This window comes from Bacillus salipaludis (assembly GCF_030938565.1).
GTDB classification, from domain to species: domain Bacteria; phylum Bacillota; class Bacilli; order Bacillales; family Cytobacillaceae; genus Neobacillus; species Neobacillus salipaludis_A.
Genome location: NZ_JAVGVR010000001.1, coordinates 5,112,508 through 5,137,490 on the forward strand (window position 1 = coordinate 5,112,508; position 24,983 = coordinate 5,137,490).

General features: G+C 37.1%; 27 protein-coding genes. 3 read left to right on the top strand and 24 right to left on the bottom strand.

The genetic code is table 11. From position 1 onward, the window contains the following. Positions 1-28: 28 nt before the first annotated feature. The 20 genes from RCG21_RS25450 to RCG21_RS25545 form a co-directional block, all read right to left on the bottom strand. Positions 29-343 (bottom strand): MTH1187 family thiamine-binding protein, encoded by a 315-nt coding sequence (locus RCG21_RS25450; protein ID WP_133334555.1) that lies wholly within the window; start codon positions 341-343, stop codon positions 29-31. Positions 344-432: 89 nt separating this feature from the next. Then, positions 433-1,560 carry a YqgU-like beta propeller domain-containing protein gene (locus RCG21_RS25455; protein WP_133334554.1) on the bottom strand — a complete coding sequence of 376 codons (1,128 nt, stop codon included), beginning with the start codon at positions 1,558-1,560 and terminating at the stop codon, positions 433-435. A gap of 176 nt (positions 1,561-1,736) precedes the next feature. Then, positions 1,737-2,927, bottom strand: a complete 1,191-nt coding sequence (locus tag RCG21_RS25460) for a M14 family metallopeptidase (RefSeq protein WP_133334553.1) — start codon at positions 2,925-2,927, stop codon at positions 1,737-1,739. A 93-nt stretch (positions 2,928-3,020) separates the two neighbouring features. Beyond that, a complete protein-coding gene (locus tag RCG21_RS25465) occupies positions 3,021-3,995 on the bottom strand; it encodes an ROK family glucokinase (protein ID WP_133334552.1) in 975 nt (324 codons plus the stop codon). A 9-nt stretch (positions 3,996-4,004) separates the two neighbouring features. After that, positions 4,005-4,211: a YqgQ family protein gene (locus RCG21_RS25470; RefSeq protein WP_133334551.1), complete on the bottom strand. Its 207-nt coding sequence runs from the start codon at positions 4,209-4,211 to the stop codon at positions 4,005-4,007. Positions 4,212-4,346: 135 nt separating this feature from the next. Next, the gene (locus tag RCG21_RS25475; RefSeq protein WP_235824793.1) at positions 4,347-5,888 is read right to left on the bottom strand and encodes a rhomboid family protein; all 1,542 of its coding nucleotides are present in this window, start codon (positions 5,886-5,888) and stop codon (positions 4,347-4,349) included. A gap of 158 nt (positions 5,889-6,046) precedes the next feature. Then, positions 6,047-6,241 carry a protein YqgO gene (gene yqgO, locus RCG21_RS25480; RefSeq protein ID WP_133334549.1) on the bottom strand — a complete coding sequence of 65 codons (195 nt, stop codon included), beginning with the start codon at positions 6,239-6,241 and terminating at the stop codon, positions 6,047-6,049. A 103-nt stretch (positions 6,242-6,344) separates the two neighbouring features. Further along, entirely contained in the window at positions 6,345-7,298 is a 954-nt protein-coding gene (locus tag RCG21_RS25485) for an L-lactate dehydrogenase (protein ID WP_133334548.1), read from the bottom strand. Between the two features lie 27 nt (positions 7,299-7,325). Then, positions 7,326-8,114 carry a DUF92 domain-containing protein gene (locus tag RCG21_RS25490; protein WP_133334547.1) on the bottom strand — a complete coding sequence of 263 codons (789 nt, stop codon included), beginning with the start codon at positions 8,112-8,114 and terminating at the stop codon, positions 7,326-7,328. Then, positions 8,111-8,677, bottom strand: a complete 567-nt coding sequence (locus RCG21_RS25495) for a 5-formyltetrahydrofolate cyclo-ligase (protein WP_208025361.1) — start codon at positions 8,675-8,677, stop codon at positions 8,111-8,113. The genes RCG21_RS25490 and RCG21_RS25495 overlap by 4 nt, the downstream gene beginning before the upstream one ends. A gap of 57 nt (positions 8,678-8,734) precedes the next feature. After that, the gene (gene rpmG / locus RCG21_RS25500) at positions 8,735-8,884 is read right to left on the bottom strand and encodes a 50S ribosomal protein L33 (protein ID WP_015594975.1); all 150 of its coding nucleotides are present in this window, start codon (positions 8,882-8,884) and stop codon (positions 8,735-8,737) included. 55 nt (positions 8,885-8,939) lie between these two features. Beyond that, positions 8,940-9,572 carry a hypothetical protein gene (locus tag RCG21_RS25505; RefSeq protein WP_133334545.1) on the bottom strand — a complete coding sequence of 211 codons (633 nt, stop codon included), beginning with the start codon at positions 9,570-9,572 and terminating at the stop codon, positions 8,940-8,942. A 40-nt stretch (positions 9,573-9,612) separates the two neighbouring features. Continuing rightward, positions 9,613-10,851: a glycosyltransferase family 4 protein gene (locus RCG21_RS25510; protein ID WP_133334544.1), complete on the bottom strand. Its 1,239-nt coding sequence runs from the start codon at positions 10,849-10,851 to the stop codon at positions 9,613-9,615. Next, entirely contained in the window at positions 10,844-11,524 is a 681-nt protein-coding gene (locus RCG21_RS25515; protein WP_133334543.1) for a DUF4912 domain-containing protein, read from the bottom strand. The genes RCG21_RS25510 and RCG21_RS25515 overlap by 8 nt, the downstream gene beginning before the upstream one ends. Before the next feature lie 305 nt (positions 11,525-11,829). After that, the gene (gene phoU / locus RCG21_RS25520) at positions 11,830-12,489 is read right to left on the bottom strand and encodes a phosphate signaling complex protein PhoU (RefSeq protein ID WP_133334542.1); all 660 of its coding nucleotides are present in this window, start codon (positions 12,487-12,489) and stop codon (positions 11,830-11,832) included. A gap of 13 nt (positions 12,490-12,502) precedes the next feature. Beyond that, complete coding sequence (gene pstB, locus RCG21_RS25525) at positions 12,503-13,276, bottom strand: phosphate ABC transporter ATP-binding protein PstB (RefSeq protein ID WP_133334541.1); 774 nt, start codon at positions 13,274-13,276, stop codon at positions 12,503-12,505. A gap of 10 nt (positions 13,277-13,286) precedes the next feature. Next, complete coding sequence (gene pstB / locus RCG21_RS25530; RefSeq protein WP_133334725.1) at positions 13,287-14,105, bottom strand: phosphate ABC transporter ATP-binding protein PstB; 819 nt, start codon at positions 14,103-14,105, stop codon at positions 13,287-13,289. A gap of 30 nt (positions 14,106-14,135) precedes the next feature. Next, on the bottom strand, positions 14,136-15,023 hold the full coding sequence (pstA, locus tag RCG21_RS25535) for a phosphate ABC transporter permease PstA (protein ID WP_133334540.1): 888 nt from the start codon (positions 15,021-15,023) through the stop codon (positions 14,136-14,138). After that, complete coding sequence (pstC, locus tag RCG21_RS25540) at positions 15,023-15,943, bottom strand: phosphate ABC transporter permease subunit PstC (RefSeq protein ID WP_133334539.1); 921 nt, start codon at positions 15,941-15,943, stop codon at positions 15,023-15,025. The genes pstA and pstC overlap by 1 nt, the downstream gene beginning before the upstream one ends. 265 nt (positions 15,944-16,208) lie before the next feature. After that, complete coding sequence (locus RCG21_RS25545; RefSeq protein WP_133334538.1) at positions 16,209-17,117, bottom strand: phosphate ABC transporter substrate-binding protein; 909 nt, start codon at positions 17,115-17,117, stop codon at positions 16,209-16,211. 276 nt (positions 17,118-17,393) lie between these two features. Between RCG21_RS25545 and RCG21_RS25550 the strand changes: the two genes are divergently transcribed. Next, entirely contained in the window at positions 17,394-17,609 is a 216-nt protein-coding gene (locus RCG21_RS25550; RefSeq protein WP_133334537.1) for a hypothetical protein, read from the top strand. Positions 17,610-17,668: 59 nt separating this feature from the next. Here the strand turns inward: RCG21_RS25550 and RCG21_RS25555 are convergent, their stop codons facing one another. From RCG21_RS25555 to RCG21_RS25570, 4 genes are all read right to left on the bottom strand, one after another. After that, positions 17,669-18,583: a phosphate ABC transporter substrate-binding protein gene (locus tag RCG21_RS25555; protein WP_133334536.1), complete on the bottom strand. Its 915-nt coding sequence runs from the start codon at positions 18,581-18,583 to the stop codon at positions 17,669-17,671. 189 nt (positions 18,584-18,772) lie between these two features. After that, on the bottom strand, positions 18,773-20,842 hold the full coding sequence (locus RCG21_RS25560; protein WP_133334723.1) for a peptidoglycan D,D-transpeptidase FtsI family protein: 2,070 nt from the start codon (positions 20,840-20,842) through the stop codon (positions 18,773-18,775). A 214-nt stretch (positions 20,843-21,056) separates the two neighbouring features. Continuing rightward, a complete protein-coding gene (locus RCG21_RS25565) occupies positions 21,057-22,274 on the bottom strand; it encodes an MFS transporter (RefSeq protein ID WP_133334535.1) in 1,218 nt (405 codons plus the stop codon). A gap of 119 nt (positions 22,275-22,393) precedes the next feature. Next, entirely contained in the window at positions 22,394-23,002 is a 609-nt protein-coding gene (locus RCG21_RS25570; RefSeq protein ID WP_133334534.1) for a superoxide dismutase, read from the bottom strand. 363 nt (positions 23,003-23,365) lie between these two features. Between RCG21_RS25570 and RCG21_RS25575 the strand changes: the two genes are divergently transcribed. Continuing rightward, a complete protein-coding gene (locus RCG21_RS25575; RefSeq protein ID WP_308913885.1) occupies positions 23,366-24,061 on the top strand; it encodes a Crp/Fnr family transcriptional regulator in 696 nt (231 codons plus the stop codon). Positions 24,062-24,162: 101 nt separating this feature from the next. After that, on the top strand, positions 24,163-24,936 hold the full coding sequence (locus RCG21_RS25580; protein ID WP_133334532.1) for a DUF1189 domain-containing protein: 774 nt from the start codon (positions 24,163-24,165) through the stop codon (positions 24,934-24,936). Positions 24,937-24,983 lie beyond the last annotated feature (47 nt).

Below are 24,983 nucleotides of genomic sequence, written 5' to 3' on the forward strand. Positions count from 1 at the left end.
AAGACTGCCCTTTAGGCAGTCTTTTTTATTAATCTTGCAAAAGGCTATTTACTTTATCTACCTTATACTCCATGCTTCTTTTTACATCCCTGCGGTCATCCACACGGATATTTGTTGCTACCCGCTGAATCCCCTCTGCAAATGGTGCTTCGTGCATCGCCTGAATCACTTCAAATAAAACGGGCAGGTCCCCTTCAATAATCGTATTCATGGGGGTCAACTGGTAATGAATTTTCCCCTCTGCCTCATATCTTTTTAATACCTTTTGTACACTAGCCACGTATTTACTCACACTAGGTGTTTCAGTCCCCAGTGGAATAACGGTAACATCAACAATTGCCATCCTAATCACCTGCTTGGTTCATTAATTTTTAGTACAGTGTGATTTTATCATACCTGGCAAAGCAAGAAAAAAAGAATGGCTTTTCACAGTCATTCTTTTATCAAATCGTAAATTTTTTTGGTATTTAAATCAATCAGCTTTTCAAAGCTGTTCCCATATAAGCAAGCATTCCCCGATGGTGAACAACTTAGCGGAGCATCGTTCATCCCAGAGAGGATTAACTGGTGTTTTCCATCCTTAAGATTATATGTAACAAGATTAAACCCCTCCGTATACGAGTCAGCCTCGGTACTTTCTAATGGACTAAAAGCAATAAATTCCTTTTTATTTTCGATAAAATCATAATTGGGCACGACCCAATCCGAATAGTTAGTAAGCTGTGGAATGGAAAATGAGAAAATAGGCTTTAATTTTTTGTCAAAAAATGTATATGTCGAGTTTGTTTTATCCACCTTATTTGCTTCGATGGTTAAAAGCAAATCAGGAAACACGGTAAAATGAAACACACCAGAGAACACTGGCCTTTCCTCTCCATTCTCCAAGTCCTTAAAAACTAGCGGTGCAGATAGTGTTGATTTTTTTTCATCCCATTTTAAATAGGCAATCCGGTCTCGATTTACCCATTGAAGAAAAGGCTGGGGCACAGAAATCCCTTTCATTTTTGAATGATTCATTTCAATTAAAAAAAGTTTAAAGGTCCAGTCTTCATTAAAGTTTGAAATAAGGATTTTTGATTCGTCGTAGGGATTCCATTCAAATTCTAATTCATAAGATGCCATGGGGTGTTTCCAAGATACTTTCCCTTCTTGATTTATAATCTCAATCAAACCTTCATAGGTAGAAGGGGAGGACTGTACTAAGAAGTACTTTTTAGACGGACTTATTTGAACATTAACAATTGGGGAATCTGTTTTAAAAACAAACTTACTTTTCCCCGTTAAGAAATCATAAATATAAATATTTGAGGATTGTTCTATATTCGTAATATATAGGATTTGATTTTCAGAAACCCAGCCTGCGATCTTAAAAAACTCACCCTTCGAGACAGTAAGCGGGAGCTTCCAATCCTTTATGGAGAAAGTAGTTCCATTTTTTTTTTGGGGAGTCTGATTAGATTTTTTTTGCGTTTGAAGATTACAAGCTCCAAGGAGGAGGGAAAGAAACAAAATGATTGGAAAAATATATCGGACAGCTTTTTGTATTCCAAAATGAACCAATCCAAACCCCTCCGTTTAAAAATTCTATATATAATTTAAGACGTTCATATTAACAGAATGTTTCAGTCCCCAAAAAATGAAAAAGCCGTTTTAACGGCTTTCCAAAGTAAATAAAAAGATCCATTACCGATTATTTTAATGAGAATTTTTTAATTTTACAAGGCGTGTTTTTTAAATTATGAATGAAGTAGCGCAGCTAAAAAAATCGCCTCAGCCCGTAAGTAAATTTCTTCATATTTTGAAAGAGGAAGCGGATTTATCCCCCTTCCTAGCTCAATGGTAAAGCCAGGACGCTTAAATTCCTGAATATACCAATCCTTATACCCTGCATGACTGTCAACATACTGAATGGCTTTATACCCGCTTAATCGTTCCATTTCTTTTGCAATCTTCTCAGCTTCAGGTGGTTCCAAACCCTCATATCCCCAATAAAATTCTTCTCCCTGGGTATGAAAAGCGACAACACAGTCAAAAGGAGTGCTTTTCGCTAATTTAGCCATGGCAATCGCTTCAGGTTCAGTTAACGGAGCATTCCCGGGAAAGTCTCTTGAAGCCGGCAGCTTCGGCAGTTTCCGCTCTTTTTCAATCTCCCATTTTGCCGGATATTGATTATTCAAATCCACCCCGCGAATATTCGCTTTCCAGTGAACGAAATCATCGCTGTCATTATTAATTTTCATCACTTTCTTGCGAACTGATTCAGGCGGCCCATTTATAACAAGGTCAACCCCATCCGGATTAACCATGGGTACAATAGAAAGCTCTACACTTTGGTACAATTGTAAAGAAGAAACTCCCCTAAAGGCCATTCCATTTGTTACCGAGAGTAAATAATGATTTAACAAATCCATCAAAATCAAGGTGGTGATCCATTCATTTGCATGAAAGGATGCATTCATATGAACTTTTTTTGTTCCTTTCCCAATTCTGATTTCATGGATTGGGTTTCCTAAGACACTTTTCCCTATGATAGACACGTTGATAAAAGGGTAAACCCTTTCTAGTGAAGAGATTGCGTCGTAAAGAATTGCAGAACAACATGGCTTTGTGGTAGTTAAAAAAGGCATTGTGACTCTTTCAGGTAGTAGGATGGTTTCATTCGGGAGCAATTGATCAGGTTTTTGTGTTTGATTTAGTAAAAGTAAGGCATCTGGTGGAAAATTATTTGAAGCAGCTATTCCGGCTAACGTATCCCCGTTTTTTATTCTGTATGGGACTGCTTCATAACCAGGAATGATTATTTTCTTTGAGGTTTCGATATTCTTCGGATTTATATCACGATTTGAGTCCTCAATCAAATTTAACGGTACCATAAATAGCCTGCTATAATACCATAAGGAGTCTTCAGATCGAAACAGGACCTCCATTTTTCCCCCTCCCATCATAAAAATCATATGAAAAGAAAAGAAAAAGATGAATTTTATAAAACAAAAAACCTGCGATGGCAGGTTTCCGATGATTTATAAATTTAATTTATTTTTAATCAGCCATGCTGCACCGATGACACCTGCATCATTTCCTAATGTCGCTAATGCGAGCTCTGTTGATTTCTTAACGGAAGAAAATGCAAATTGATTAAATTGTTGTTTCACAGAGTTTAAGAGGATATCACCAGCTTTTGAAACACCGCCGCCTATAACTATTTTTTGCGGATTCAGGGTATTTCCGATATTTGCTAAAACGAGACCTAAATGAAATGTTACCTCATCTAATACTTTTACTGCCATCTGGTCTCCATTTCTTGCAGAGTCAAAAACATCCTTTGCCGTTATTTTACCGTTTGCAGCCTGTTTCGCAGCTAATTCACCTTTTAAATCGCCTTTTAAAATTTCTTTCGTTGCTAACCGGACAATCCCCGTTGCTGAAGCAACCGTTTCAAGACAACCGGTTTTCCCGCAATTACAAGGTGCACCGCCATTTGGAATAGCCGTAATATGTCCGATTTCCCCAGCAGCACCATTAGAACCTTGGACAATGTTCCCGCCGATTATGACTCCGCCGCCAACACCGGTACCAAGCGTGACACAAACTAAATCTTTTGCTCCACCACCCGCCCCTTTCCACATTTCACCTAGCGCTGCACAATTCGCATCATTTTCAATTGCAGCAGGAAGAGCGGTCGTTACTTCTAGTTGTTCCTTAAGGGGATAGTTCTCTTTCCATCCTAAATTGACAACATTCAGGATTACTCCATTTTCATAGTCAACCGGACCTGGAGCACCCATCCCAATTCCGATTAATCTATTTTTATTTTCACCGAGACTTGCTAATTTTTCATTAATCGCCTTTGCAATATTACAGGTAATATTTCGGCCTTCATCTGAATTATCAGTTGGTATTTCCCACTTTTGTAGGATCTCTCCACTAGTAGTCAGAAATGCTAATTTTGTCGTTGTGCCGCCAAGGTCCACGCCTACAATCCATTTATCTTGCAATTTATTCACCTATCTTCGACTTTTTTCTTTTTGAAATTGAATCTCTTGTCTTAGGATCAATACTGCTGTTTGGTATTCTTTTGGTTCAATTAATTGAGATTGATAAAGTTCTTTTAATTCCGTTTCCATCAGTTCCATATCGGCCACTCGATCACCAATATAAATAATCGTTCCAAATTGTTTTAAAAATTGCTGAATCTCGTAAACTGTTTTCATTTCCTGCCCCTTAAAATTCTATAAATTGGAAATACAATGAATCGTACAAAAAAAGTATACCTTATGCCAATTCACGCCTCAAGAAAATATTTTTGTAACAGCAACAGTAAAATCCGAATTATTCCGGACAAAAGATTATTGAAGATGTTGGTTAATTTTTTGGACTAAATCCGAGTAATCCTTGCGGTTTGGATTTATCTTAACGGCTTTTTCCGCATTTACCTTCGCTTCTTTAAAGTCCCCTTCCTCGATATTAATCAGCGCAAGATTATAATAAGCTTCTTCAAAATCAGGGTACAACTGGATCGCTTTGTCTAAATGAATTTTTGCCTCCGAAAGCATTCCCTTTTTAATTTCCGTGTAAGATAGAAGAAAATAAACATTTGCCGAAGGACTCTTTAATTTTTTTTCTGTTTCCCTTAATACCTGATAAGCCTGATCATAATTATCCTGCTTTATATATTCTTGGGCAAGGGCTAAACTGGAGCTTTCATCTCTTGTCCTTGCGCCAGAACTATACCCATAAGATAAGGACCCCCAAATAAGAGCTGCAGCCAATAGGAAAAATACTGCTTGGAGGAATACTTTTTTCTGCTTTGGAAGGTAAACCACTCCGGCTGCAAGAAATCCTCCTACTAAGCCCCCCAAGTGACCAGCACTATCGATACCCGAAGCTGTAAAACTAAAAACAAGATTGATTCCCAGAACAACAATTAAATTGAGGCCTATTGTTCTGAAAAAAAGCTTTGGCTGTATCATTCCAAAATAAAGCAATGCTCCAAAACATCCATAAATGGCGCCGCTGGCTCCTGCTGATAGATTTGGGCTAAAAATAAAACTGGCAATAACCCCAACAATACCAGCGAACAAGTAAATAAAAAGGAATCGTAGATTACCATATAATCTTTCAACGGCAACTCCTAAATAATATAATGCAAGTGTATTCATAGCTAAATGCAAAAAACCAATATGAAGGAAGATTGGTGTAATAAAACGCCACCACTGACCTTCATAGATAAGAGGATTAAATTTGGCCCCATATTTAATTAATGTGGAATTGTTGGTACTTCCTCCGTGCATTTCCAGCCAAAAAAAGACGAGGACTTGCACAATCATGAATAAATAGGTAAATAACGGCCTACCATTTTCAAAAACAGCTTTTTCCGCTTCTGCCTGATTTAAAGCAGACTCAAGTGTAGATTTTTTTAAAGCCTGGATGGTTTCTTCTGTATACGAGTCATTAATATCGAAGAATACCTGCTTCTCTAGTAGACGAGAAAGAGTTTGAAAGCCTGTTTCATAATTCTCATTTGCAAATAAAATAGAGACAATTGAGGTTTTATTTCCCTCCGGATAAAAATAAGGCTTTTCCAGACGATATTCATATTCATCTACTGGTGGATAGGAACTGATATAAATGTTCGCCATAATCAAATCACCACGACGAAGTTGTTTACGAATATTCTCTCCATTCGCTGCGGTAAATTCGATATCCCTTTGCATGGAATTGCTCCAATTAAGGTCTTGATTGTATAAACGTACTATAGGTGCGTTCTTATTTTCTAATTTTTCTAGCCATAGCTCTTTTTGATTATCAAATAATTGAATGATGCGATAACCTTGTTCTGTAATAAAGAAATGAGCTAAGCGCCAAAAGATGAATTCCTCTTTATTCAATACTCCTCCCACTTTCTATCTAAGTAATAGCTATATAGAATGAATAATTATTGGATGGTTTCATTATAACCGAAATCCATTCAAATCCATGACTAAATGTCCTCATTCCGGCAATTTTATTATGGTTTCTACAGAATAAAAAAAACCATCTGCGGTTTTCACCTTTCAGATGGTCCTCCAAAAACAGTTTGCAGCATTTTATTTTTTACTCCTGGGAAACTCATAATGGAACCTACCGCAAGGCGGCGTAGCCAGCCGGATGCCAGCAGCAAATTAATAAGCCGATATCGGTAACGAAATCCAAAATACCCGATGGAACCAATTAAAAAAATAGATGTAATAGCACGAGACATAATAGATCCCTCCTACAACTATTCTGTGTAATAGATATAAGTTTTATCCATTGTTACCAATAATAATGGGACAAAATCAATGGAGGAACTCAAACCTTATAGGTTAAATATTTTTTAACACCGGCCCCATTGTTTTCTTTAAAACAGCGACTGAATTTGCAAATTTATTTCTTTCTTCCTCACTTAAATCCAACTCTACAACTTCTCGAATACCATTACGGTTAACCACTGCAGGAACCCCGATATATAGATCTCTATGCCCATATTCCCCATCGAGATACGTCGAAACGGTTAAGACAGAATTTTCATTTTGTAATATCGCTTTGGTTAACCTTACAAGTCCCATAGCAATTCCGTAAAAGGTTGCTCCTTTTCGTTCGATGATCTGGTAGGCAGCATCCCTAACATTTAAAAAGATTTGATTAAGGTCATCTTTTGTGTAGCCTTCTTTATTTTTTGTCCATTCTGAAATGGAGATACCCGCGATATCAGCATGACTCCAGACAGGTAATTCCGTATCACCATGTTCTCCAATGATATAAGCGTGTACGTTACGGGCATCCACACTAAAATAATCGCCTAATAAATACCGGAATCTGGCCGTATCGAGAATTGTGCCTGAACCGATAACCCTTTCTTTCGGAAGACCGGAGAATTTCCAAACAGCATAAGTTAAGATATCTACAGGATTTGTTGCTACAAGAATAATCCCATCAAAACCGCAAGACATAATCTCTTGGACAATGCCTTTAAAAATCCTTGTGTTTTTTTCAACAAGATCCAGTCTTGTTTCACCGGGCTTTTGATTAGCCCCAGCGGTTATGACTACAAGATCAGCTTGATCACAATCTTTATAGCTTCCATACCAAATTTTTGTATGGGAAGGGGCGAAAGGCAGACCGTGATTTAAATCCATGGCATCACCCTCAGCTTTTTCCTTATTTAAATCAATCAGGACAAGCTCTTCTGTTATCCCTTGATTTAAAAGAGCAAAAGCATAACTTGAACCAACAAAACCTGTTCCAATAAGCGCAACCCGATTCACTCGATTGACCATTTCAAACCCACCTTTAAAAAATAGTTTTCATACTACTAAAAGCACTATACCCAATGCCAATAATGCTGCAATTAAACCCGATAAAAAGTTTACCATGTCATTATCAATATAGTTAATACCTTTTATCCGTAAGGTTTCCTTTTGACAATGAATTCGTCTTTCCGTCTCAATCCCGCACTGACTGCACTTGTATAATTGTTGATAAAAAGCCCCAAATAACGTATCAATCAAATTACCCAAAAAACCGAATAGAAAAATAAGGAAGGCAAGAAAAATATGTAAATGAAATAGCCATAATGTTAAAAGAGCAATTAACAACGCCCCTGCCAATGCAGCACTAGTACCCAAAAAACTGATTGCACCCGAGGTCCCTCTTTCCACTGGCCTAAATGTTCGGATAAAAAGCGGATTTTTTTTACTTAATGATCCGATTTCCGATGCCCATGTATCCGAATTAGCACTTGCAAGTGAAACAGCAAAAGCAAGCAGCCAAATGATGTTAGGTTGAAGGAAGTTAATTAGACTGAAAAGAGCTGCAGCACCACCATTAGCAGCAACCTGCCTCCAGTCCCTTGTTGCTCCTTTTGCTAATTTTTCTTCAATGGTTTTCTTCACAGAGCTTTTATACTCAGACCATAAACTTGAAGAAACAAAAAAAGTCCCAAGGAGAAAAAGACCATTTAAACCAAAACCGAGCATGACTGCAGCCCCTACAATTATAGCTGCTAGAGCCCCCGATTTCGTAAGTGCTTTAACAAGGTAGGCGAGAATTCCGGCAAAGATAATGATAGCAATAATGATCCATTTTTCCATCATTTTATAATAATAACCTCATGGTTCGTAATAATCTTTGAAACCGGTAAATCATGTTCCTCAATGCTAAACTCGGGAACTACTTGCATATCAAAAGCAAGCGATGTTGTCTTACCGCTATAATTTGATAAGAATCGATCATAATACCCTCCACCAAAACCTATTCGATATCCTTCTTTTGTATAAGCTAAACCCGGTACAATTAATAAATCAATTAAGCCAGGTTCAACCTCTTTGGTAAGTTCCTCTTTTGGTTCAAATAAACCATAATATACGGATTCAAGCTGCGAGAATTCAGTCAAGATTCGGAAAGATAGCAATTTTTCTTTAGGCAGGCACTTAGGGACAACCACTTGTTTTCCCAATTCCCAAGCTTTTCTGATAATTTGATATGTATCTACCTCAGGTACTTTAGAAATGGTAATTCCAATAACGCGTGCATTTTTCCAATCTTGTTCATCAAACATCCGATTGGCAATTTTATAAGAGAGGTCTTCATAAATAGGCCTCGAAACTTGTGATAATCTATCCATCATTTGTTTTCGAAAGGATCTTTTATCGATCATTATCGGATTCCTCCTTATTTTAGGACAACAAAAAAAGCAGCAGGAAGCTCCTACTGCTTATTTTGTTTCGCGGTGTGCGGTTGTACGTTTTTCTCTTGGGCAATATTTCTTAAGCTCAAGACGATCTGGGTTATTACGTTTATTTTTTGTTGAAATATAGTTACGGTCTCCACACTCAGTGCAAGCTAGCGTAATATTTACACGCATGTTGATTTCCCTCCAAACCATTAAGCTAGTTCGTTCATACGACTTTTCTATAATATCATTTTTCGAAAGGAAATGCTAGTGTGTTTTTTAAAAGTGCACATTCCATAGAAATAAGCTCATTTTTATTGCTCCCATTGATTGCCCAAGTACTGATTTTATTGGTATCACGAGGCCCTATTGACATTTTCATCGTAAAAACACTTGCAGCCGGACCCTTTGCCATAGGCTGGTACACTAAGCTGCCTTTATTTAAATTACTCCATAGTTTATCAGTAAAGATATTCCATGACGGATGAACAGTACATTCTTTCATGTCAGAACCATTGTATTTACCATTTACGAGGATTAGCTTTTCATTGGTAAGATGAAAAATACGATTCTCCACCGGAGAGATAAACGTAAAATTCTCCCCCGTTAAATTCGGATTATGATGCATAACTAAAACTTTGATTTCTTTTGTTGCTATGCTGTGATTACTAATGTAGATTTTTGCGAAGGAAATTTTTGAATGGATATGCTCAAGTTTTAGCTTAATTACCAATTCTTCATCGTAAATTACTTTTTCTGTACAATTTTGCATCCAATAAACTTTACCATTTACCCATATTCCCGGAATTAACTGCAGCTGCTCGATAACGAAATGATTAAGGGAGGTTGGAACAATCTTTAACGGCTCCATTAGGCTCATCGGATTAACACCACCTTTTTGCCCTAAATAGGGTATTTACTTAGCATTCTGTTTCATCCACTAATTGGATTAATAATAGATCTTCGATTAATCTGCTTGTCTCCATTGCAACGCGTTTCCAGCTATATAAGCTTTTCATCACCAGCTGACCCTCTTTAGCCATCTCCGCTGCCTTTTTAGGATTTTTGTAAATAAATAAAATTTGTTCCAATAAGCTTTTGGCATCTCCAGGAGTCATTAGCAACCCCGTTTGCAAATGTTTCACAATCCCTTTTAATCCGCCTGTTTTTGAAACAATTGTCGGCTTTCCAAGAACCATTGATTCAAGTGCAACAATTCCAAAAGGTTCATACAAGCTTGGAACAACGACCATTTCACAATTTTGTATGAAAGTATTTCGCTCCTGCTCGGATATAAAGCCAATAAACGTGATCTTGTCTTCCAAATGTTTTTCTTGAATCAGCTTACGATAGGTATCCAGCATCGGGCCTTTTCCGGCAATTACAAAGGTGTATTCAAGCTTTAGCTCCTTTGCAATGGCTGCCGCCTCGATTATCGTTTCGAATCCTTTTTCCTTCACCATTCTTCCCATTGAAAAGATATATTTTTTATCTTGGAGATTATGGGGAAAATCAACTGATTCTTCGCTATTGGTTAACAAATCAACCCCATTTGGAATAATGGCTAATTTTTCAGCAGCTGCATCAAAAATAGAGGTCACTTCCTCAACCATATATTCGCTGCATACAATAACTTGGTGAGCCGCTGATACAAGCTGCTGCTCTTTGCTATGAATAAACTTCTGCATTTCAGTATAAATCCCATTATTCCTTCCATATTCTGTAGCATGAATGGTAGCTAGTAATGGAATGGATAACGAATCCTTTAAGGCAATGGCTGCGGTCCCTACGAGCCAATCATGAGCATGAATCATACTGAAGCTATATTCATCAGCCAATTTTGCCACTTTATACGCCATCGCCAAGTTAAGTCCGCCGATCCAGGATAGAAAATCCTCATCCTGTTCGTTCAATGGCTTAACGCGATGTATATGAACATCATTTATTTTTTCATAAGAAGGCAAGTCATTTCTTAGCAATGAGACAACATGAACCTCATGACCCAATTCGGCAAGATGAACAGATAATCCATATACATGCCTTGAAAGCCCACCCACTACATGCGGAGGGTACTCCCAACTTAACATCAAAATGTTTAATGGGCGATGAATCTGAGATATCCGCTCCATATCAGTGAGCGAGTATTTTGTATTATCCATTGTTCTCCTCCATGTTTTCTGTTTGTGCATAGTAAGTATAGGTGCTTACATGGTCAATCCATTTTGGAGTTTGTGTCTCTATTTTTTGAAACTGGTTTAGGTTATCACTTATTTGATATCCACTTACCGTCTCCATTGATGGAGTTTGAATGGTATTGGATCGAATAATTGGAAAAAAGCCCGCTCCGAGTTTGACACCAAGTTCAGCAATATAATGACGATTAGAAAGTAACCCCTTTACATACCAATGACCATTTTGGTAAGGTACGGCTATCTCATAGAAATGATGTGCATTTCTGCCATTAAAGGTCATGTCAGTTACATCGTAAATCCGAACAACGGATATGAAATCATCAAATGGCTGATCAAAGAATAGTTGAATAACATTTCGAGGTAATTCGGAAACTTCCCAGAATAGGATCATTTTCTGTGGTGTGACAAGCCTTGCTGTCAACTCCCCCTTTACGGGAACAAAGGCCGAAGGAGACCCGCTTGCAGAGGATTGGTTTTCCTTATTGTTTTGTATATCCGGTTCATCGTTCGTATTTCTTTCATTCCTATTGATCCATTTATTCCAGCGATATTGGACTCTTCCTACCGTTGTGTCTAGTTCTGAGGCGATTTTTCTAAACGATAATCCTTCCTCTCGTAGTTTTATTATTTCATCAATCATAATGCCCTCCTAATGGTAAACAATCATTTTATGCTTAAAATTCCAAATTATTCATATTTTTTATAATTTTATCGTATCACTTGAACGTAAAAGGCACAATAAACACATTTTGTCGTATCTTGCTATTCCTTATGACATAGTTAATTATGACTTGGAAAAAATTTATTTTTGAGAACAAACACCTTCTATCAATAAGAAATTAACATTTTCCTCATATCCGAATGAATGGTTACGACATTTTTTTAAGTGAAAATAAAAAAGATGAGGCGTTTTATGGCCTCATCCTTGGGTGTTTACATTGATTTTTAAGCATTCAAATTATAACGGTTTCCTGTTACTAAAAAGATAACATTTTCTGAAATATTGGTGGAATGATCAGCAATTCTTTCAATGTAGCGGCAGACATATGCTAATTGAGTAATCTGATTGGTTGCATTCGGATTTTTGGGAATATAGCCCATTAATTCGTGGACCAAATTCCCGTACATTTCATCTACTATATCATCTTTCTCTGCACAGCTTTGTGCAAGTGTTATATCCTCAGTATAAAAGGCTGATAAGGCTTCAGACAACATTTCTAGTGCCAGATTCATCATGTTCGGAATATCGATGATTTCTTTAACGTGCTTTTCCTGCCCAATATGAAGTGAGGATTTTGCAATATTTACGGCTAAATCACCTATACGCTCCACCTCTGAAGAAATTTTTAAGGCTGCAATAATTCTTCTGAGGTCTGTTGCTACTGGTGATTCTTTCGCTATAAGAATGATTGCTTTATTATTAATGTCTTGCTCTAAATCATCAATAATATTATCTGCATTTATAATCTCTTTAGCCTTTTCAAGATCTTGTTGGATGAGGGCATCCATTGCATCCTTAATGGCAATTTCCGACTTTTTTGCCATATCCAATACTAATTTTTTTAACTCATTTAATTGATTGTCGAAATTCGATCTTGTACTCATTTTATCACCTCTATCATCCGAATCTTCCTGAAATATAATCCTCAGTACGTTGGTCTGAAGGCTGCGAGAATATTTTAGCTGTCTCGTCTAACTCAATTAACTCTCCCATTAAAAAGAAGGCAGTCTTATCTGATACTCTGGATGCCTGCTGCATATTGTGTGTTACAATAACAATGGTATATTTTTCTTTCAATTCTAGGATTAATTCCTCAATTTTCAAGGTGGAAATTGGATCAAGAGCGGAAGTAGGCTCATCCATAAGTAGAACATCCGGTTTAGTTGCCAGTGCCCTTGCAATGCACAATCTTTGCTGCTGTCCACCGGAAAGACCTAGTGCCGGTGCATGTAGACGGTCCTTTACTTCATCCCATAACGCTACATCTATTAATGCCTTTGTGACAATTTCCTCCAAATGGACTTTTCGTTTAACTCCATGGATTCTAGGTCCATATGCTACGTTATCAAAAATCGATTGAGGAAAAACATTACCTTTTTGAAAAACCATACCAACATTTTTTCTCAGGTCTACAAGGTCCGTTTTTTCATTTAAGATATTTTGGTCATTATAATTAATTTCCCCAGTCATTTTTACATTTGGTACATAGTTAATCATTAAGTTTAAGGTTTTAATAAACGTTGATTTCCCGCATCCTGAAGGACCAATAATCGCCGTTACTTCTTTTTTGTTAATTGGAAAGTTTATACTCTTGAGTGCGTGGTGATCTCCGTACCACAAGTTTAAATCATTTATTTGAAAAGCTTGTCTGTGAACTGTTATTGAAGTCATAATATCCTCCTTAGCCAAACCTTCCTGAAATATATTCCTCTGTCTTTTGTACTGAAGGATTTGTAAATATCTTTTCTGTTGCATCGTACTCGATTAAGTCACCATTTAAAAAGAAGGCTGTTTTATCGGAAATCCGTGATGCCTGCTGCATATTATGGGTTACAATGATTATGGAGTAATCTTTTTTCAATTCAACAATCAAGTCCTCTACCTTTGCATTCGAGATTGGGTCAAGCGCAGAAGAAGGTTCGTCCAAAAGCATAACCGTTGGTTTCATGGCAATCGTCCGTGCAATGCAAAGACGCTGCTGCTGCCCACCTGAAAGAGAAAGAGCTGATTTGTGAAGTCTGTCTTTCACTTCATCCCATAGAGCTGCTTTTTGTAGGCTCTCCTCTACGATCTCGTCGAGCTGACTTTTCTTTCTTATTCCACTAAACTTTAGTGCATGGGTAATATTTTCGTAGATTGATTTTGGAAATGGATTTGGCTTTTGAAAAACCATTCCAATTTCTTTTCTCAATGCAACTACATTGATTTGATCCGATAAAATATTGAGACCTTCATAATTAATTTCCCCTTCTGCCCGCGCTCCTGGGATAAGGTCATTCATTCTATTAATACTGCGTAAAAATGTAGACTTTCCGCACCCTGAAGGACCTATTAGTGCTGTAACGGAGTTTTTTTCAATATCCATTGAAATACCGTTCACTGCACGTTTTTCACCGTAAAAAATTTCAAGATTATCTACCTTTAGTATGTTTTCTTTTGGTATTGGAGTAATATACTCTTCTAGGTTTGCTGCAGTTTCTACTGTTTCTCTTTCTTTCATGGCTGTAACCATCCAATCTCACCTTTTTCTTTATTTAGTAGCAGTAATCTTTTTATGAATTAGACTGCCAATCCATCTGGCAAGCAGGTTGAAAATTAAAACAGAAAGTACTAAAACAGCTGCTGAACCGTTTGAAACGTCTTTAACATCCGGAATTAACCCTTGGGTATTAACCGACCAAATATGAACTGCCAAAGTTTCAGCAGGACGGAAGATATTCAATGGTGACACATCAGAAAAAGGATTCCAATCCGTATAATCTAATCTTGGTGTTGATAATCCAGCTGTGAACAATAAAGCTGCTGCCTCACCAAAGACACGACCTGAAGCAAGGATTGCACCCGTCAAAATAACCGGAAAGGCACTTGGCAATAAAACCGTCTTAATCGTATGCCAATGAGTGATTCCAAGTGCAAGGCTCGCTTCCTTTAACTCCCGTGGAACCGTACGAATCGCATCTTCACTAACCCTTACCATTACAGGTAAGTTAAAAACAGTAAGTGCAAGTGCTCCCCCTAAAATGGTGTAGCCCCAACCTGTTAAGGTAACAAACATTAATAGACCGAACATCCCAATTACAATCGAAGGCATGGAAGCCAAAACCTCGATACAAGAGCGAATAAAATTTGTCACTTTCCCCGGTTTAGCGTATTCAGCCATATAAATCCCGCCGCCAACGCCTAGAGGAATAGTAATCAACATCGTAATAAACAGGACATAAAATGAATTAAATAATTGATCGCGAATTCCTCCGCCAGCCATCATATTACTTGATGGGGTGGTTAGAAACTTGAAAGAAACATGCTGCAAACCGTGAAATAAAATAAAACCAAATAAACCCACTAAAACTGCAATGATAATGACGGCAATCAGAACAAAAACACCTGTTGCGATCCGATCGGCTACTCTCGAATTCATTAAATCTTCCTCCTAGATGAAAGGTAGCGAATCAAAAGAATAAAAGCGAATGACATTATTAATAAAATTAACCCCAAAGACCATAAAACATTATTTTCAGGGCTTCCAAACGTCGTGTTGCCCATATTTAAAGTAATAATCGTTGTTAATGTGGCTGATGCATCTAAAAGACTGTGAGGCATGGTTTTCACATTTCCAATAACCATTTGTACGGCTAACGCTTCTCCAAATGCTCTAGACATCCCTAGAACAACTGCTGTCAATAAATTTGGCAAGGCTGCCGGAATTAACACTTTTCGAATGGTTTGCCAACGAGTTGCACCTAGCGCATATGATCCTTCTCGAAGATTATTCGGAAGAGAACTCATAGCATCTGTAGCAATTGTTGTTACAGTCGGTAAGATCATAATCGAAAGCACAATCATTCCTGAAAGCAAACTAAACCCGAGTCCACCAACATGTCCTCTTATAAATGGTACCAATACTGTAAGTCCAATGAATCCATAAACAACAGAAGGAATACCTACTAAAAGTTCTATTACGGGTTGTAGTATTTTTCTTCCCCAAGATGGCGCAATTTCAGTCATAAAAATGGCTCCGCCAATTCCTAATGGTGCAGCAATAAGTGCCGAAAGAAACGTTACTGCGAAAGATCCCAAAATAAATGGAAGTGCTCCGTACAGCGGCTTTGCTGGGTCGGTAGGATTCCAAATCTTACCGGTTACGAAATCAAAAAGATTTACACCATCTTTGATAAAAGATTGCAATCCTTTTTGCCCTAGAAAAATTGTAATCGCAATCGTTGCTGATATCATGATAATCGCACATATAAAAACAATGATCTTTCCTCTTACTTCCCCGTTCATCCAATTCTTTTGTGATTTTAATAATCTATCTTTTGCTGGAATCACTTTTTCCATATAAAAGTAAAACACCCCTATCTTACGTTTTAACAGGGTACCCCCTGATACATTTACTGTTTGCCTTACTTGTTACATATTAACGTCAAAGTGTTAATCTAATTTGAATTCAATGTAAAGGATAGGTAAAGTAATATTAAGTTTTTGTAAAGATGATTAATTTTCCTCAATGTATTTCATGATCGGTATATGAAAATGTAACTAAAAAAGGTGTGCACCAAAAGGTTTACTTTTGATGACACACCCTTTTCATTTAGTATTTCAATTACTTGTTCGAAACATTCCCTTTTGCATCACGTTCTACTTTCATTTGTGTTACAGGAATATAACCTTGTTTAGTTACGATATTCGTTTGAACTTCATCGCTCATCATGTAATCTAAGAACGCTTTTGCTGCTCCAGTTGGCTCACCTTTTGTATATGCATGCTCATAAGCCCAAACTGGGAATTTACCAGTTGTTACATTTTCAGTAGTTGGTGCTACTCCATCGATTGAAAGAGCTGTTACTGTATCATCAGTTAAATATGAGAAAGCAAGATATCCAATTGCGCCTGGAGTTTCATTAATAATCTTTTTAACTGTATTTGAAGCATCTTCTGTAATTCCTTCAGCAGGAGTTGCACCATCTAAAGCCAATTTATTGAATACTGCACGAGTACCTGAAGAATCCGGACGGTTTACAAGCGTAATTTTTTGGTCTGCACCGCCAAGTTCTTTCCAGTTAGTGATTTTACCAGTGAAAACTTTGATAAGATCCGCTTTTTTAATATCTTTGATTCCGACTTTAGGGTTTACTGCAGCTGTAATTCCAACTACAGCGACTTTATGGTCAACTAACTGACTTGCATCCATTCCTTTTTCTTCAGCAAAAAGGTCAGAGTTACCAATTTGAACCGCACCCTGTGCAACCTGTGATAGACCTGTACCAGACCCACCGCCATTTACTTGGATGCTTACTTTTGAATTTTTGTTCATAAATTCCTCAGCCGCTGCAGACGCTAAAGGCTGCAATGCTGTCGAACCGGAAATTACTAAAGAACCAGAAAGTTCTTTTGTGTTAGCTCCGTCATTATTCTTTGATTGATCTTTATTTGTTCCGCCTCCACAGGCAGCCATTACTACCATTAAAGCTGCTAAAATTGTTACAAGGCTAAACTTTTTTATGCTTTTCATTTATTCATTCCCCCTAAGGATTTTGATTACTTGTCTGCCTTACATATTACATAGTAACGGTGAAGTGTTAACTGCATTTGAATTCTGTGTAAACGCTACGTAAAGTAATATTAATTTTTTGTAAAAACATTTACATAAGTTTACAATTCGGATGAAATGGAACAGAAATAGTTTTTAACAAATAACAATAATCCATACGTTGGTAGTGAGTATAAAAAATTAATAATATATCCCGAAGCAGAGAAGATATAACTATGGAAAAAAGGAGGAATTACAGTGAGGAAAGATCGTCTATTTGAAAATGAAGCAGAGGAAGCAAATCGAGAAATGAATGAAGGATTTAAAGACTATGGTGCTCGGAGTTCAGCATCTGTAAACTCAGAGGCAGAAGAGGCTAATCAAAAAATTCAAGAGCTGTTCTATGGTAAAGAAAAAGGAATAAACTCATTACCCTTTCATGTTGATGTAAACAACCCTCCCATTAAAAAATAATTGATTACAAGAAAAATGGCGTACCCAATTACTGGGTACCCCATTTTTCTTTGTTTTGATTACTTATTCGTAACATTCCCTTTTGCATCACGTTCTACTTTCATTGATGTTACAGGAATATAGCCTTGTTTAGTTACAATATTAGTTTGAACTTCATCGCTCATCATGTAGTCAAGGAATGCTTTTGCTACTTCGTTTGGCTCACCTTTTGTATAAGCATGCTCATAAGCCCAAACTGGGAACTTACCAGTTGTTACATTTTCTGTAGTTGGTTCTACACCATCGATTGAAAGAGCTGTTACTGTGTTGTCAGTTAAATATGAGAATGCAAGGTATCCAATTGCACCTGGAGTTTCGTTAATAATCTTTTTAACTGTATTTGATGCATCTTCTGTAACGCCTTCAGCAGGAGTAGCTCCATCTAATGCTAACTTATTGAATACTGCACGTGTACCTGAAGAATCAGGACGGTTTACAAGCGTAATTTTTTGGTCTGCTCCGCCAAGCTCTTTCCAGTTTGTAATTTTACCAGTGAAAACTTTGATAAGGTCAGCTTTTTTAATATCTTTAATACCAACTTTAGAGTTTACTGCAGCAGTAATACCAACTACAGCAACTTGATGGTCAACTAATTGGCTTGCATCGACACCTTTTTCTTCAGCGAAAAGGTCAGAGTTACCAATTTGGACCGCACCTTGGGCAACTTGTGATAGACCAGTACCGGATCCACCGCCGTTTACTTGGATGCTTACTTTTGAGTTTTTGTTCATAAATTCTTCAGCCGCCGCAGACGCTAATGGCTGTAATGCAGTTGAACCGGAGATAACTAATGAACCGGAAAGTTCTTTTGTATTCGACTGATCATTCTTTGCAGATTCTTTTGTTTCCTTGGATGTTGTGCTTCCACAGGCAGCCATCACTACCATTAAAGCTGCTAAAATTGTTGCAAGACTAATTTTTTTAAAGCTTTTCATTTTCTGTAATTCCCCCTAAGAAATTTGGTGGTTTTTTGTTTTGCTTACATGTTTCATGATAATACCTGACTGTTAACTGTGTTTTAAGGGAATGTAAACCTTTTGTAAATCCATGTCGATTTTTTTACTTTTATCAATGTGTAAAAAGCAAAAAAACCTTGCCTCAAATTAAATGAGACAAGGTTTTTATTAACCATTATTTTTATCAGCCGATAGCGCTTTTTGACTTTTCTTTGCCCGTTCCTTCTTTAAATCAAAATAAGCATCTAATACTCGGCGGCCAATATAGTTGTTTACACTTGGTCCGCTATTTCCTTGATAAACCCATGGAACTAAAACAGCCATAGCGACCTCAGGGTTATTAGATGGCGCAAAACTCACAAGACTTAAGTTCATCACCTCAGGAGGGATTTTCCCAAATTTCTGACGGTCAGGTCCATCGTAAAATGCTTGAGCCGTTCCAGTTTTCCCTGCAGGACTGTAATCAGCACCTTTAAAATAACTGTAAGCTGTACCTCCTGTTGTCTGCATGACCATTCTAAATCCTTCTTTTACACGATTAATCCACGAATCCTTTTCATCTATCCGATTTAATATTTTCGGTTGAATTTCTTGAACAATCGGCCCCAATTGATTTTTTTCCATAATTGGTTCACGTATTTCCTTTACAAGATGCGGCTGTACGCGGTACCCACCATTAGCAATAGTAGAGATATACTGAGCAAGCTGCATAGTGGTATACGTATCAAACTGACCAATTGCAAGGTCAAGAAGGTTACCTGGCTGTCTTACAATCCCCTTAAACCCTGCGCTTTCATTAGGGAGATCGATACCCGTCATAGATCCTAAGCCAAATTGATTAAAGGATTGCCGAATTGTATTAACTTTTGTTAAGTCCAATGGCAACGGCTGCCCGGGAGCATAATGTCCCCCAGCCATGGCAATAACAGTTTTCCACATATAGACGTTGGAAGAAACTTGAAGTGCTTGTAAATCATTAATCCACCCAAAGGTTTTCCATGAAGCTTTAATTGGCGTGCTGGCAATTCTTAACGGTTCATCCAATTGCATTGACCCTGGATGAATTGCACCTGTTTTATATCCTGTTAAAACTGTAGCACCCTTAACTGCAGAACCAACATTATAAGAGGTTGTTATATTTCCCAGGGCAAAGTCCCTCATTTCCAATCTACCGGTTTTATCATTGCGGGCAATTTGCTTACCAGCCATGGTTAACACTTCACCAGTATGAGGGTCCATTAAAACAACAAAGGCACGGTCTAATAATCCGGTTCTTGGATAAGCTTTTGCTTTCCATAGTTCTTCTTCAATAATTTTTTCAACCTTTAGCTGCAAATCCATGTCGATGGTTAAAACGAGGTCTTTGCCGCGTTTACCTTGCGAAAGAAGCTCTGTAGATAAAACATTTCCAGATTTATCAGTCTGGTTTTTCACTTTAGCCTTTTGACCATGAAGTACATCTTCATATTCCGCTTCAATATAACTCTTTCCCACTCGGTCGTTTCGGCTGTAATCCCGGGCAAGATACTCCTCAATCTGTTCCTTTGGAATACCTTCCTCAGAAGAAGTGACATTGCCTAAGACCGTTCTTAACGTTTTCCCAAATGGATATTTGCGATCCCAATCGGTTGTCGTATCTACACCAGGCAGATTCTCCAAATTCTCACTTACGACCGCAAACTCTTTGTCTGACACCTTTTTATTTTTCACGATTTGCGGAGTTAAAGCATAGCCGCTGTTAAATTGCCGATAAATCGCTAATGTTTTTAGGTCCTCCTGAGAAAAACTACTAAGGTCTTTGTCAGTAATTCTTTGAAGTTGTAATTGATAAAGATCCTTATCATCCAATTTTTTCTGTTCAAATAATGTCCATTCTTTTTTTGTTATTTTTTCTTTCGCCTTTTCTGGATTCTTGATCATCCAAAAATCCTTCTTATCACGGTCACGAATTTTAGACGTATCCACTTTAATTAATCTAGCCAGCTTTTCAGCTGTTTGGATCATTTCTTCTTGGTTTGTATTTTGATATTTCGTATAGGTGATCGCATTTAATGGCTTGTTATCAACAATAACCTTCCCATTTCGATCAAACATTTTACCGCGGGGGACAGGATTATTGACTGTAATATCTTCCGTCCGCTGAATTTCCCGTTTAAAATCATCCCCATAGACAATTTGGACTACACCAAGACGCAGGATAAGTATAGAAAAAAGTAAAAACACAACAAAGAATAACATATTTAACCGAAAGGGAACATGTGTCTTCTTCTTTTTCTTTTTTTGATTCAAAATCGATTCTCACTTCCTTATTGCTCAACATAACATTCTTTATTCTATAAGAAAAAGCTCACTTTTACTATTATCAACCCTTACCAATTTACAACAATCGACTAAAGTCACATATTCTTTATAAAAAATGGAAAAAACGATGAGTAAATTTCTTCTCATCGCTTTAGGCAGTAGGTATTTGAACTCGTTTGATAAACCAATAAATACATGTATGTCCCGCCCCTAATATTAATAGGAGGATCGGGATACTGTTTTTCTCATTAAACCAAGTAATGGCGACTAAGAATAATAAAATCGAAACAACCCTGCCAACATTCAAGAAAATTTCCCGAACAACAATATATTCAATCCTCATTTCAGCTGCTTTCCACCCTGTACCAATGACATCATATGTAGTTGAAATGTATGGTACCAGCAAAAGTGGGTAAGCAATCGCAATGGTGGCTGCATAAATTAACAATTTAACGAAATTCACATCCCAAACAATTAACAAGATCGCTAAATAAAGAAGGATGCCGCCAATGAGAATCGCTTTTTTTCTGGCTCTTTTTTTAATTAACCTTGAGGCAAAGTAATAGGCAATAAAGGAAATACCGGAATTAAGGAGGCCATAAGTTCCTAAGGCCATTTCACTGCCTGTTGAAATGTACACGAATACAGAAATGACAAACAAAAACGTCCCTTCTCTTAAGCCCTGAAAAAAATGAGCATTCGTTACGAGACGCCAATTTTCATTTTGTTTTCTTTCCGCCAAAATTCTCGTAAAACAATACTTTCCATGCGCTGGCCTGCGTTTTAAAGAAAAGCTTAAGAAAACAGCGAGAGCAAATAAACTAAGTGATAAGCCAAAGACAATGGAATAACCAGCAAATTTCTCAAATCGTGTGATGATAATCCCTGCTGCTAGAGGACCAATCATACCTCCTGCCGATGATAAAATCCCTAAAAAACCGTTAAAGAAATCTCGAGTTTCCGGCTCGGTTATTTCAAATGTTAAAACATTATAGGCGAGCCAATAAAACCCGTAGCCAATCCCCAAAAGGCTTCCTAAAAGCAGAAGATAGGTTGATGCATGTTTCCCGGCTACTAAAACAGTTACGTAAAAGAATGTCAGAAAGATTACACCAATTCTAAGAACAATGACTCGGTCAATTTTCTTCGCCCATTTTCCGGCTAAAATAAAGGTCAATGGCTGAAGAACAACAATGGATAGGTTGTACAATGCCAAATCAGAATATTGTCCTGTTTGTTTCCATAAGTAAATGTTCACAAATGTGTTGGAAAGAGCAACGCTTAGGGAATATAATCCACCAATTAATAGCAATAATGTGAGATCCTTTGTTAGTTCTACTTCACCCAAAAACTTAAATTTTTTTGCCATAAAAACTCCCCTTTTTCATAAGGGTAGTCTTTAACAAGCAAGATTTTCTTATTCACCTTTCTGCAAACAATTCCATTAAAAAAGACAGCTAAAAGTTAGCTGTCCTTTTCAATACATAATTATTTCGCTGCGCTGTAACGCTTCGCTACTTCATCCCAGTTTACTACATTCCAGAATGCACCGATGTAGTCAGGGCGCTTGTTTTGATATTTTAAGTAGTAAGCATGCTCCCAAACATCAAGACCAAGAATTGGAGTTTTACCTTCCATTAATGGAGAGTCTTGGTTAGGAGTGCTAGTAACTTCTAATTCTCCGTTATTTACAGCCAACCAAGCCCAGCCGGAACCGAAACGAGTAGTTGCTGCTTTAGCAAATTCTTCTTTGAAAGCTTCAAGGCTGCCAAATTTGCTGTTGATGGCATCAGCTAATTCGCCAGATGGTGCACCGCCGCCGTTTGGAGAAAGAATTGTCCAGAATAAAGAGTGGTTAGCATGTCCGCCGCCATTGTTACGTACAGCAGTACGTGCAGCTTCAGGAACTGCATCTAAGTTAGAGATTACTTCTTCAACAGACTTAGATAATAACTCTTCATTTCCTGCTAAAGCGTTGTTTAAGTTTGTTACATACGTATTGTGGTGTCTAGTGTGGTGAATGTTCATTGTTTCTTTGTCGATGTGTGGCTCAAGTGCATCTTCTGCATAAGGTAATTGTGGTAATTCGAATGCCATGTTACATCCTCCTATGTATACGTTTTTATTTTGGGCCTTAGTAAACTAAAATCATAATGATATTAGAATATTTCTAAAGCTTTTCTCCTTAAGATTACCAAATATATCAGCCGGTTTCAAATGAAATGCCTGCGCTAATACCACAAAGATACAATCCCCTGAATATCAGTTTTTATTCATCAAAAAGGTAAATAAAAAAACATATTGCTATCCCTGGAATTTTTCAAAAAGTTGTCATGATTTCAAAAGGTTGTTCTATCAACATTTAGAGCTAAATGAGAAAAACCTGTCTCTAATTAATGAAAAACCACTTATTGACAGGATACCCTTTCCGCATTTAAATCAAATTGAGGAGTGGAGAATATGCAAAAATCAAATATGATGATCTATCAGTTATTACATAATTTTTTTTCTATAAATGAGCCCATTCAACAAGTTAAAGCTGGCACGATTCTATTTCAAGAAAAGGAGCTTGTAAACTATATATACTTAATAGTTAAAGGAAGTATCGCTATTGGGAGGGTTCATGAAAGCGGCAAGGACTTTACACTAAAAATTTTAAGTCATCATGAAATTCTGGTAGAGTATCAGCTTTTTTCTAAAAACCCCTATTACCAATTTAACGCAAAAACACACACAGACTGTGAACTAATCATGATTAAAAAGGAGCAATTTGAAGAATTTGTTTCCTTAGATCCAGATGCCATGAATGCTCTCTTCGCTTGGTTGAGCATCAGTTATATCAAGGCCCAAATAAAATGCATGGATTTAATTATGAATGGAAAAAGGGGCGGTTTATATTCAATTTTAATTCGTCTTAGCAATTCCTACGGGGTTGCAACTCCTGATGGAATTCTCATCGACATCCCCATAACCCATCAGGAGCTAGCCAATTTAACATTTGGAACACGGGAAGTCATTCAACGATTATTAAAAGATTTGAGAGAGAAAGAAATCATTTCCTATGATCAGCAAAAATTCATTATCAAAAAATTAAGTTACCTGAAACAAGAAGTTGACTGCCAGAATTGTAAAAATGAAATTTGCGGAATTAATTAAGCGAGGAATTTTCAATTTACCTTTGTTAACTTTGATCATTCTTGTATATAACGCTTTAAGCGGCTACAATAGAATGGTGAATCAATATAAAGGTGGTCATTATGAATATTTTTAAACAATTTTATAAAAGTTTATATTCCCCTAAGGATATAGCTCTATTTCGGTTTCAGGGTATTGGAAAAACAATTTTATATGTATTTTTCCTTACTTTCATTTCTATTCTCCCGTCTGTATATTATTTAAGTACTTCCCTTGCAAACGGTATTGACACGGCAAGGACTGTTATTAAAGATGAAATTCCTTCATTTGAAATTAAGAACGGCAAACTTGAAGCAGATACGAAAGTTCCCATTACCATCAATAAAAATCAATTCTCCATCATGCTTGATCCGACAGGAGCTGTCTCTGAAAAGGATGTTGCCGATGAGGAAAATGCCTTTGCCTTATTAAAGGACGAGTTTGTATTAGCCTCCGGTGGAGAGGTCCAAACCTATCCTTATTCAATGCTTCAAGGATTACACATAGCTCAAAATGATTTAATGGACTTCATTCAAGCTTTAGACGATATGAAAACGATCATTATTCCGATCGCTGCTCTTTTAATTTATTTATTTTCAAGTGCGGCAAGTTTTATTGAGGTTTCCGTTTTAGCCTTTATTGGATTAGCATTAAAAAACCTTCTAGGAAGAAAATTAAATTACCGTCATTTATGGAGAATGGCTGCTTATAGTGAAACATTACCGACCCTATTCTTCACCATTATGGCTGCATTAAAGACCTCTGTACCAAACAGCTTTTTAATTAACTGGTTTGTCATCATCATTGTGTTATATTTAGCAATCAATGAAATACCAAAACCGAAAAAAATCGACTAAACACACCATTTTTGGTGTGTTTTTTGGTCTATTTAAAAGTGGACAAG

Excerpts from the sequence above, each read along its gene's own strand:
- RCG21_RS25515 (WP_133334543.1), bottom strand. The coding sequence starts at position 11,524 with ATGATTGATGAAATAATAAAACTACGAGAGGAAGGATTATCGTTTAGA.
- RCG21_RS25570 (WP_133334534.1), bottom strand. The coding sequence starts at position 23,002 with ATGGCATTCGAATTACCACAATTACCTTATGCAGAAGATGCACTTGAG.
- RCG21_RS25495 (WP_208025361.1), bottom strand. The coding sequence starts at position 8,677 with ATGATCGATAAAAGATCCTTTCGAAAACAAATGATGGATAGATTATCA.
- yqgO (WP_133334549.1), bottom strand. The coding sequence starts at position 6,241 with ATGTCTCGTGCTATTACATCTATTTTTTTAATTGGTTCCATCGGGTAT.
- RCG21_RS25505 (WP_133334545.1), bottom strand. The coding sequence starts at position 9,572 with ATGAGCCTAATGGAGCCGTTAAAGATTGTTCCAACCTCCCTTAATCAT.
- RCG21_RS25580 (WP_133334532.1), top strand. The coding sequence starts at position 24,163 with ATGAATATTTTTAAACAATTTTATAAAAGTTTATATTCCCCTAAGGAT.
- pstB (WP_133334725.1), bottom strand. The coding sequence starts at position 14,105 with ATGAAAGAAAGAGAAACAGTAGAAACTGCAGCAAACCTAGAAGAGTAT.
- RCG21_RS25460 (WP_133334553.1), bottom strand. The coding sequence starts at position 2,927 with ATGGAGGTCCTGTTTCGATCTGAAGACTCCTTATGGTATTATAGCAGG.
- RCG21_RS25575 (WP_308913885.1), top strand. The coding sequence starts at position 23,366 with ATGCAAAAATCAAATATGATGATCTATCAGTTATTACATAATTTTTTT.
- RCG21_RS25485 (WP_133334548.1), bottom strand. The coding sequence starts at position 7,298 with ATGGTCAATCGAGTGAATCGGGTTGCGCTTATTGGAACAGGTTTTGTT.
- RCG21_RS25560 (WP_133334723.1), bottom strand. The coding sequence starts at position 20,842 with ATGTTATTCTTTGTTGTGTTTTTACTTTTTTCTATACTTATCCTGCGT.
- RCG21_RS25450 (WP_133334555.1), bottom strand. The coding sequence starts at position 343 with ATGGCAATTGTTGATGTTACCGTTATTCCACTGGGGACTGAAACACCT.
- rpmG (WP_015594975.1), bottom strand. The coding sequence starts at position 8,884 with ATGCGTGTAAATATTACGCTAGCTTGCACTGAGTGTGGAGACCGTAAC.
- pstC (WP_133334539.1), bottom strand. The coding sequence starts at position 15,943 with ATGGAAAAAGTGATTCCAGCAAAAGATAGATTATTAAAATCACAAAAG.
- RCG21_RS25555 (WP_133334536.1), bottom strand. The coding sequence starts at position 18,583 with ATGAAAAGCTTTAAAAAAATTAGTCTTGCAACAATTTTAGCAGCTTTA.
- RCG21_RS25510 (WP_133334544.1), bottom strand. The coding sequence starts at position 10,851 with ATGGATAATACAAAATACTCGCTCACTGATATGGAGCGGATATCTCAG.
- RCG21_RS25470 (WP_133334551.1), bottom strand. The coding sequence starts at position 4,211 with ATGAAAACAGTTTACGAGATTCAGCAATTTTTAAAACAATTTGGAACG.
- pstA (WP_133334540.1), bottom strand. The coding sequence starts at position 15,023 with ATGAATTCGAGAGTAGCCGATCGGATCGCAACAGGTGTTTTTGTTCTG.
- RCG21_RS25490 (WP_133334547.1), bottom strand. The coding sequence starts at position 8,114 with ATGATGGAAAAATGGATCATTATTGCTATCATTATCTTTGCCGGAATT.
- RCG21_RS25565 (WP_133334535.1), bottom strand. The coding sequence starts at position 22,274 with ATGGCAAAAAAATTTAAGTTTTTGGGTGAAGTAGAACTAACAAAGGAT.
- RCG21_RS25545 (WP_133334538.1), bottom strand. The coding sequence starts at position 17,117 with ATGAAAAGCATAAAAAAGTTTAGCCTTGTAACAATTTTAGCAGCTTTA.
- pstB (WP_133334541.1), bottom strand. The coding sequence starts at position 13,276 with ATGACTTCAATAACAGTTCACAGACAAGCTTTTCAAATAAATGATTTA.
- phoU (WP_133334542.1), bottom strand. The coding sequence starts at position 12,489 with ATGAGTACAAGATCGAATTTCGACAATCAATTAAATGAGTTAAAAAAA.